The following is a 7368-nucleotide window of genomic DNA, read 5'->3' as shown; positions in this document are numbered from 1 at the left end:
GTCTCCTTGGCCTTGCGCAGGAACCCGGTGTTCAGGGTCGTCAGGTAGGTGTTCTGGACGATCTGCCCGGCCCGCAGGTGCACGAGGCTCATCGTGGTCCGGGGCACCGACTGGTTGCCGGTGGCCCGGAACAGCGCGGCGGTGACGTCCTTCAGCTCGGGCACGAACTGGGTGGGGTCCTGCATCCGGGAGATCGGGGTCTTCGTCATGGCTGCTGTTCTCCTTCACATCGGCCGACGTGGCCTGCTCGGCGTCTACACAGCACTGACGGATCGGCCCACGCAGATGTGACAGCAATCAGGAAAACATTTCCGGCGTGAATGCAGGCGTCACGCGTCACGACAAGCGTGACTACCGACGCCCGCCGAACTCCCAGTCGTGCACCTCGATGTCGGCGTAGCGGGACGCGGTGAGGACGGCGCGGGCGGCGTCCGGATCCGGTGCCCGCATCAGAACCGCCGTTCCCAGCCAGGTGGCGCCGTCGTCGGAGAGCAGCGGCCCGTACGTGATCAGCTCGTCCTGGTCGCGCGGCACGTCGAGGTCGGCGGCCTGCCCCGAGCCGAGGCCGAGCACGAGGTACCGGTTGCCGTCGGTCCGCCCACCGGGGAAGTCCCACATGGTGCGCCCCAACAGGTTGCGCCACCGGCGCAGCATCACGTCGCGGTACACGCCCGCCTGATAGCCGGGCTCGCCGAAGGCGAACGCGCGGGCGGCAGCGGGGTCCGGCAGGTCGACGATGTGCACGCTGCCGGTGGGCGCCTCGCCGTCGCTGCTGAAGGTCGGGCCGCGGGCGATCATCTCCGCCCCGTACCCGTCCATGTAGGACCAGTGGTCCTCCAGCAGCTCCATGCGCAGTTCCAGGGAGCTGGGCCGATCGCGGTGATAGCAGAAGAACTCCATGCCCACAGTTTTCATCACCCAGCGCACTCCGCTGACGGCGGGATCGTGAAGGCGCAGCTCACACGATGATTCGACTCGACCCTCTCGCTATGTCGCGGGCGTCGGGTCGTCGGTGCGGCCCCCAGGGGCCGCGGTGTGGAAGGTGCGCCGGTAGGCGGCGGGGGAGACGCCGACCAGTTCGCGCATGTGCTGGCGCAGGGAGTTGGCGCTGCCGAATCCGGCGCGGTCCGCGACGAGGTCGATGGAGAGGTCGCTGGACTCCAGTAGCTGCTTGGCGACTTCGATGCGTTGGGCGGTGAGCCATTGACCGGGGGTGAGGCCCGCTTCGTCGCGGAAGCGTCGGGTGAAGGTCCGCACGCTCATCCGGGCGTGGGCGGCCAGTTCGCCCAGGGACAGCGGTCGGTGGAGCCGTTCCAGGGCCCAGGCCCGGGTCGGCGCGGTGGTGGCGGTGGTGGGGGCGGGGACGGGTCGCTCGATGTACTGGGCCTGGCCGCCGTCGCGCCAGGGCGGTACGACGCACCGCCGGGCCACCTGGTTGGCGAGCGCGCTGCCGTGGTCGCGCCGTACGAGGTGCAGGCAGACGTCCACGCCGGCTGCGGCACCGGCGGCCGTGAGCAGGTCGCCGTCGTCGACGAAGAGGACGTTCTCGTCGAACCGCACGCGCGGGAACAGGCGGCGGAAGTGGTCCGCCTCCGCCCAGTGCGTGGTCGCGGGTCGGCCGTCCAGCAGTCCGGCCGCCGCGAGGACGAACGCGCCGGTGCAGACCGAGACGACCCGGGTCCCCGGCCGGATCCGGGCGAGGGCGTCGGCGAGCTGCTGGGGGAGTACGCCCCGCTCGCTGACGACGCCGAGCCGGTGCGTCGGCGCGATGATCACCGTATCCGCGTGGGCCAGCGCCTCGGGGCCGTGCTCCACGTCGATCGAGAAGCCCGCCTCGGTCCGCACCGGCCGGCCATCCGGGGTGCAGACGGCCACTTCGTACAGGGCGGTGCCGTCCACCGCCCGGGCGCTGCCGAAGATCCGGGAAGGGATGCCGAGCTCGAAGGTCATGACGCCGTCGAGCGCGAGCACCGCCACCCGGTGCGCCTCCGGGCCGGGCGGGGCGACGCAGCCGTCGAGCGGGTTCCACTCCAGGGGCTGGCCCGGTCGCTGGCCGCCGATCATGGCTCGCTGTCCATCGGTCATGGCTAGATTCTGTCACATCATGGCCATCTGGCCAGTTCCGGGCGGCCGGGCAAGCACCGATCGTGGAGACGTACCGCAGGAACGCAGGAAAAACGCGAACGAAGGAAAAGGGACTTTTCATGAACGACACCACGATGCGCGCGATCAGCCCGACCTCCTGGGGCGGCCCCGAGGTGCTCACCGCGGTGACCCTCGCCCGGCCCGTTCCGGGACCGACGGAGATCCTGGTCAGGGTGCATGCGGCGGGCGTCAACCCGGTCGACTGGAAGACCAGGGCCACCGGAGGCTTCGGGATGCACAACGACCCGCCGGTGCTGGGCTACGACGTCTCCGGCGTCGTCGAGGCCGTCGGCCTGGGCGTCACGCTCTACCGGCCGGGCGACGAGGTGTTCGGCATGCCCGAGTTCCCGCGCCAGGCCGGCGGTTACGCCGAGTACGCCGTCGGCCCCGCCCGACACTTCGCGCCGAAGCCCGAGGCCCTCAGCCATGTCGAGGCCGCGGCGCTGCCGCTGGCCGGCCTCACCGCCTGGCAGTCGCTGCTGGAGACGGCGCAGCTCACCGAAGGCCGGCGCGTCCTGATCCACGCGGCGGCGGGCGGCGTCGGCCACCTCGCCGTGCAGATCGCCGCGGCCCACGGCGCGCACGTCATCGGCACCGCGCGGGAGGGCAAGCACGCCCTGCTCAAGGAGCTGGGCGCCCACGAGCTGATCGACTACACCCGGCAGGACTTCGCGGAAGCGCTCGCCGGCCGTGAGGTGGACATCGTCCTGGACTCGATCGGCGGCGACTACGGAACCCGGTCCCTGAAGGTACTGCGGGACGGCGGCACGCTGATCACCCTGCCCTCGCCCGACGAGGTCCCGCCCACCACCGAAAGCGCACCTCGCGGCATCCGCACCGGCTTCACCCTGGTGGAACCCGACTCCACCGGCATGCGAGCCCTGGCCGACCTGGCCGCACAGGGCAAACTGCGCCCCGTGGTGGAGACCGTCCTCCCGCTGGAGCGCGCCGCAGACGCCCACCGCCTGGGCGAGACGGGCCGCACCCGGGGCAAGATCGTCCTCACGGTCGTGGACGCCTGATCGCGTCCCGCGGTCGGCGCCCTGCCGTCCCATACCGTGCGGCACGACTTCCGGCCGACCTCGGTCTCAGTCAGGAGTCGAAGCGGCGGCGGGACGACTCGATGTGACCGAGGTACCGGTGGGTCCAGTCGCACAGGCCGTCGATGGTCGCTCGCAGGGCTTGGCCCGGTTCGGTGAGGGTGTACTCGACCCGCGGCGGCACCGTCGGGTGAACCGTCCGCTCGAGCAGCCCGTAGCGCTCCAGCATGCGCAGGTTCTGCGTGAGCATCTTGTGGCTGATGCCCTCGATCTCGTTCCTCAGCTCGCTGAAGCGCAGGGTCCGCTCGCCGAGAGCCTCGATGATCAGGAGCGCCCACTTGTTGGCGACGTCGGAGAAGATCTCCCGTGCCAGAGAGTCCGCCCGCCTCAGGTCCGCGTCCTCGGGCGAGCCGCTGAACTGCTTGGTCACCATCAGGTTCCCCAGTCACTCAAAAGTGCGTTCTTCCATGTCAGCAGCCACTCTCCTACGGTTCCTTGGTAACCACAAGAGACCACGGGTGCCCTGGTTCGGCGGCAGCGAGTCACGGGCGCTCATGACGAGGAGGCAGACATCATGGCCATCACCCTGGTGAACCCGAGCGGACTTCCGGAGGTCGGCGCGTACCGGCAGGTGTCGATCGCGACCGGATCGAAGCTGGTCTTCATCGCCGGGCAGGTCGCCTGGGACGCAGACGGGGTCACGGTCGGCGAAGGGGACCTCGCCGCTCAGGTCGAGCGGTGCTACCTCAACATCGGCACCGCCCTGGCCGAGGCCGGTGGCTCTTTCGACGACGTGGCGAAACTGACCGTCTACGTCGTCGACTGGACCCCCGACAAGATGCCCCTGCTCATGGAGGGGCTCACTCGGGCGGCCACGAAGCTCGGCGTCACCACGGCCCCGCCCGCCAGCCTGCTGGGCGTTGCGGCACTGGACGTCCCCGAGCACTTGGTCGAGATCGAAGCCACCGCGGTCCTCGACTGACCAGGGGTGCTGCGCGCCGAGCTCGGCTGGGGGAGTCCTGTCAGCAGGTGCGGCGGACGTACCCGGCCTCCCCGGCCGGGGCCACGTCCAGGTCGCGGAGAACGATGGAGAGCCGGTCGCCCCACGCGGCGCAGGCGGCGGCGAGGCCCGCCGGCTCGTACTCGATGACGAAGACCCGGTCGTCGTACGCGTCGGCGTAGGCGCCGCATTCGTCGTACTGTCCACACTCCTCGGCGACGGCGAAGTCGAACCCGAGGCTCCGGCCTCGCTCCACCAAGCCGGCGGCGTTCTTCTGGCCCATTGCGAGACCCGCCGCGTGGGCCCGTTCGACGAGCAACTTGCCGAAGGCCAGGTCGTGTTCGGCGGTGAGGAGCCCGCCGGACCGCTCGTGCGAGTCGAGGTTGTCGGCCTCGATCGCCTGGTAGCCGGCCGCGGCGCAGCCGTCGATCCACTCGCCCACGATCCCGGCGAGCTGCGTGCGTTTGGCAGGGGTGGAGACGTCCAGCAGGGCCTCGTCCCAATCCTGGTCGATGACCAGCGCGCCGGAGCCGTCGCGGAGCAGCAGGTCGGGATGGTGGGCCTGCCACCAGGCAGTGGCGTCCGGCTGGGCCTGGAAGGCGTTGACGTAACAGACGTTGTACTGCCCGGGCGCGGGCTTCGCGGTGCGGTCGCGGGAGACCGCGCGTACCCCGGGCGGCGGCGGGTACGCGCCCCCGATCTGGTAGTCGAAGGCGACGCCCGGCTCGGGAAGCACCACTCTGCCGGAGGCGGTCGGCGGGGCGGCGGAGGACCGGTCCGGCGTCTCGGCGTCCTCGTCGCCGGACGCGGCGCACCCTCCCGCCGACACCGCGAGCACACCGCACAGGGTCACCGCCGCCAGCACGCGGCAGAGGGCAGAGGGGACGTGGTCCAGCATGCTTCGAGGCTCCAGTCGTTGGGCGGCCTGAACCGCCGCGCGCATCCCATCATGCCTCGCTGAGTCCGCCGCTCCGGGCTGCCTCGCGGTGCATGCGGCAGGAGCTCAGTCGCGGTAGGCGGCCGTCGCGATCTCGACGAACGACCGGATCAGCGGGTTCGTGCCGCCCGCGCGCCAGGCCGCCACCACGCGGCTCGGCGCCATGTCGGTCAGCGGTACGACGGCCAGCTCCGCGGAGAGGTCGTCCCCGAGCGGGGCGATCCCGACCGTCCCGTTCCACAGCACGGCCTGGATGCACTCCTGGACGGCGCGCACCACCGGGCCCTCGCGCGGCTCGCCGCCGCTCCAGTACGACTGCCACATCGGATCGGTACCTTCCGGGAACCGGAACCAACGCCGCTCGGCCAGGTCCGCCAGCGTCAGCCGATCGCGGCGGGCCAGCGGATCGTCGGCCCGCAGCACCGCGCCCACCGGGTCGGCGCGCAGTTCGTGCACCGTCAGGCCGGTCTCGTCGAAGGGCACGCGGGTCACGGCGATGTCGACAAGTCCGGTGCGCACTCCGCACGTTGGATCGGTCAGGTCGGTCTCCCGGACGCGGACCTCGACACCCAGGTGCCGTCGGCGGAACGCCGCGGCCAGCCGTGTACCGCCCCGGTCGGTGCTGTCGGCCAGAATGCCGACGGTGAGGGTGGCGGCGCCGGCCGCCGAGGCCACGCGTACGCGCACCTGGTCGGCCTGGTCGAGCAGGGCACGCGCCTCGTCGAGCAGGACCGCCCCGGCCGGGGTGAGCGTGACGCCCGCGGCGGAGCGGTGCAGCAGGGCCGCGCCGAGGTCGGCCTCCAGCTGCTTGATCGCCCGGCTCAGCGGCGGCTGGCTCATGTGCAGCCGGGCCGCGGCCCGGCCGAAGTGGAGTTCCTCGGCGACTGCCACGAAGTAGCGGAGGGTGCGTAGCTCCATGACCGGCGACGATACCCGTACGGTATGGGCGCGGCAGGACAGGTCTTGGACGGCATAGCGCTCCGGCAATGGAATCGGAACATGACGGACGAACAGATTCCCCACGAGATGCCCGACCCTGGTCAGCTGCCCGACCCCGTCGTTCAGGTCGCCGGCGTCCAGGAGATCGCCTCCGACCTGCTCGTGATCCCGAACCACGGGGTCGGGCTGGTACCCAATATCGGCATCATCGGCGGCTCCCGGGCCGTCCTGGTCGTCGAGACGGGCCTCGGCACCGCCAACGCCGAGCAGGTCCTCGCCCTCGCGTCCGAGGTGGCCAAGGGTCGCCGCCTGTACCTGACCACGACGCACTTCCACCCCGAGCACGCCTTCGGCGCCCACATGTTCGCCGACCACGCCACCACGTACGTGGTCAACCGCGCACAGTCGGACGACCTGAAGGCGAAGGGGCCGGGCTACCTGGAGATGTTCCGGGGCTTCGGCGGCCCGGTCGCCGAGCGCCTGGCCGGCGTACGGGCGCCCACCCCCGACGTGGTGTACGACGACGGGTACGACCTGGACCTCGGGGGCCGGACCGTACGGCTGCGGCCCACCGGTCGGGGCCACACGAAGGGCGACCAGGTGGTCGAAGTCCCGGACGCCGGCGTGCTGTTCACCGGGGATCTCGCCGAGACCGGGCAGTTCGCGATCTTCCCGTGGTTCCCGCCGTACGACATGGACGTGTCCGGCGTGCGCTGGCTGGCGGTGATGGACCGACTGGCCGCCACCGGACCCCGGGCGGTGGTCCCCGGCCACGGCGAACTCGGCGGCCCGCAGGTGCTCACCGACGTCCGCGACTACCTGCGCGAACTGCGCGACGAGACCTGGCGGCGGCGCGACTCCGCGATGGGCGAGGCCGAGATCGTCGCCGAGGTCCGGGCGCTGCTGATCGAGCGGCATCCCGAGTGGGTCGGCCGGGAGTGGATCGAGCGGGGCGTCGGGTGCCTGTGCGCCGAACACGCCGCATGACGGCGTTGGGGCGACCGGGACACGCCTCACGCGTTCGGTGATGGGGCTCGCAGGCCCTCGAGCAGGGTGGCCGGTAGCGATGAGCGGTGTCGATCCGCTCGTTCAGGAGCGCCACGGTGGACTGATTGCGGGTACGCGAAGTGGCTGGTCGACACGGAGAAGGTGGTCCTGTCGACCGAGTCCGCTGAGCCGGTGGGTACGCCGGGAGTCCGACCTCCGTCGTAGGCTCGCAAACGCGTCTTGCTCTGCTCGTGAGGGGGGAGCCTGCGGGTCAGGGCCCGATGCGCTCGACCTCATTCGGATCGATAGATCGGAAGAGC

At 71.3% G+C, this 7368-nt stretch carries 8 protein-coding genes and 1 pseudogene; 3 read left to right on the top strand and 6 right to left on the bottom strand.

Going from position 1 to position 7368, the window contains the following annotated elements; all coding sequences use genetic code 11:
- The 3 genes and pseudogenes from VIU94_RS29245 to VIU94_RS29235 form a co-directional block, all read right to left on the bottom strand.
- A pseudogene (locus VIU94_RS29245) lies at positions 1-209 on the bottom strand (carboxymuconolactone decarboxylase family protein); the annotation flags it as partial.
- 142 nt (positions 210-351) lie between these two features.
- Positions 352-900: a YciI family protein gene (locus tag VIU94_RS29240; RefSeq protein WP_331915788.1), complete on the bottom strand. Its 549-nt coding sequence runs from the start codon at positions 898-900 to the stop codon at positions 352-354.
- Between the two features lie 87 nt (positions 901-987).
- Positions 988-2085, bottom strand: a complete 1098-nt coding sequence (locus tag VIU94_RS29235) for a GlxA family transcriptional regulator (RefSeq protein ID WP_331915786.1) — start codon at positions 2083-2085, stop codon at positions 988-990.
- A gap of 119 nt (positions 2086-2204) precedes the next feature.
- On the opposite strand from VIU94_RS29235, the gene VIU94_RS29230 reads away from it, so the two are divergent.
- Positions 2205-3167, top strand: coding sequence for an NADP-dependent oxidoreductase (locus tag VIU94_RS29230; protein ID WP_331915784.1), 963 nt, complete (start codon positions 2205-2207; stop codon positions 3165-3167).
- A 70-nt stretch (positions 3168-3237) separates the two neighbouring features.
- On the opposite strand, the gene VIU94_RS29225 is transcribed toward VIU94_RS29230, so the two are convergent.
- The gene (locus tag VIU94_RS29225) at positions 3238-3618 is read right to left on the bottom strand and encodes a winged helix-turn-helix transcriptional regulator (protein WP_331915782.1); all 381 of its coding nucleotides are present in this window, start codon (positions 3616-3618) and stop codon (positions 3238-3240) included.
- Positions 3619-3759: 141 nt separating this feature from the next.
- Between VIU94_RS29225 and VIU94_RS29220 the strand changes: the two genes are divergently transcribed.
- A complete protein-coding gene (locus VIU94_RS29220; protein WP_331915780.1) occupies positions 3760-4167 on the top strand; it encodes a RidA family protein in 408 nt (135 codons plus the stop codon).
- Between the two features lie 40 nt (positions 4168-4207).
- Here VIU94_RS29220 and VIU94_RS29215 read toward each other — a convergent pair whose 3' ends face one another.
- On the bottom strand, positions 4208-5083 hold the full coding sequence (locus tag VIU94_RS29215) for an endo alpha-1,4 polygalactosaminidase (protein WP_331915778.1): 876 nt from the start codon (positions 5081-5083) through the stop codon (positions 4208-4210).
- A gap of 105 nt (positions 5084-5188) precedes the next feature.
- The gene (locus VIU94_RS29210) at positions 5189-6040 is read right to left on the bottom strand and encodes a LysR family transcriptional regulator (protein ID WP_331915776.1); all 852 of its coding nucleotides are present in this window, start codon (positions 6038-6040) and stop codon (positions 5189-5191) included.
- An 81-nt stretch (positions 6041-6121) separates the two neighbouring features.
- Here VIU94_RS29210 and VIU94_RS29205 point away from each other — a divergent pair, with 81 nt between their 5' ends.
- Complete coding sequence (locus VIU94_RS29205) at positions 6122-7048, top strand: MBL fold metallo-hydrolase (RefSeq protein ID WP_331915774.1); 927 nt, start codon at positions 6122-6124, stop codon at positions 7046-7048.
- Positions 7049-7368: the final 320 nt, after the last annotated feature.

This window comes from Streptomyces sp., from assembly GCF_036566765.1.
Taxonomy (GTDB): domain Bacteria; phylum Actinomycetota; class Actinomycetes; order Streptomycetales; family Streptomycetaceae; genus Streptomyces.
The sequence above is the reverse complement of the archived record's forward strand: the minus strand, read 5'-3'. Positions and strand labels throughout refer to the sequence as shown.

Coding starts and splice junctions, on each gene's coding strand:
- VIU94_RS29240 (WP_331915788.1), bottom strand. CDS start 900: ATGGAGTTCTTCTGCTATCACCGCGATCGGCCCAGCTCCCTGGAACTG.
- VIU94_RS29235 (WP_331915786.1), bottom strand. CDS start 2,085: ATGACCGATGGACAGCGAGCCATGATCGGCGGCCAGCGACCGGGCCAG.
- VIU94_RS29230 (WP_331915784.1), top strand. CDS start 2,205: ATGAACGACACCACGATGCGCGCGATCAGCCCGACCTCCTGGGGCGGC.
- VIU94_RS29225 (WP_331915782.1), bottom strand. CDS start 3,618: ATGGTGACCAAGCAGTTCAGCGGCTCGCCCGAGGACGCGGACCTGAGG.
- VIU94_RS29220 (WP_331915780.1), top strand. CDS start 3,760: ATGGCCATCACCCTGGTGAACCCGAGCGGACTTCCGGAGGTCGGCGCG.
- VIU94_RS29215 (WP_331915778.1), bottom strand. CDS start 5,083: ATGCTGGACCACGTCCCCTCTGCCCTCTGCCGCGTGCTGGCGGCGGTG.
- VIU94_RS29210 (WP_331915776.1), bottom strand. CDS start 6,040: ATGGAGCTACGCACCCTCCGCTACTTCGTGGCAGTCGCCGAGGAACTC.
- VIU94_RS29205 (WP_331915774.1), top strand. CDS start 6,122: ATGACGGACGAACAGATTCCCCACGAGATGCCCGACCCTGGTCAGCTG.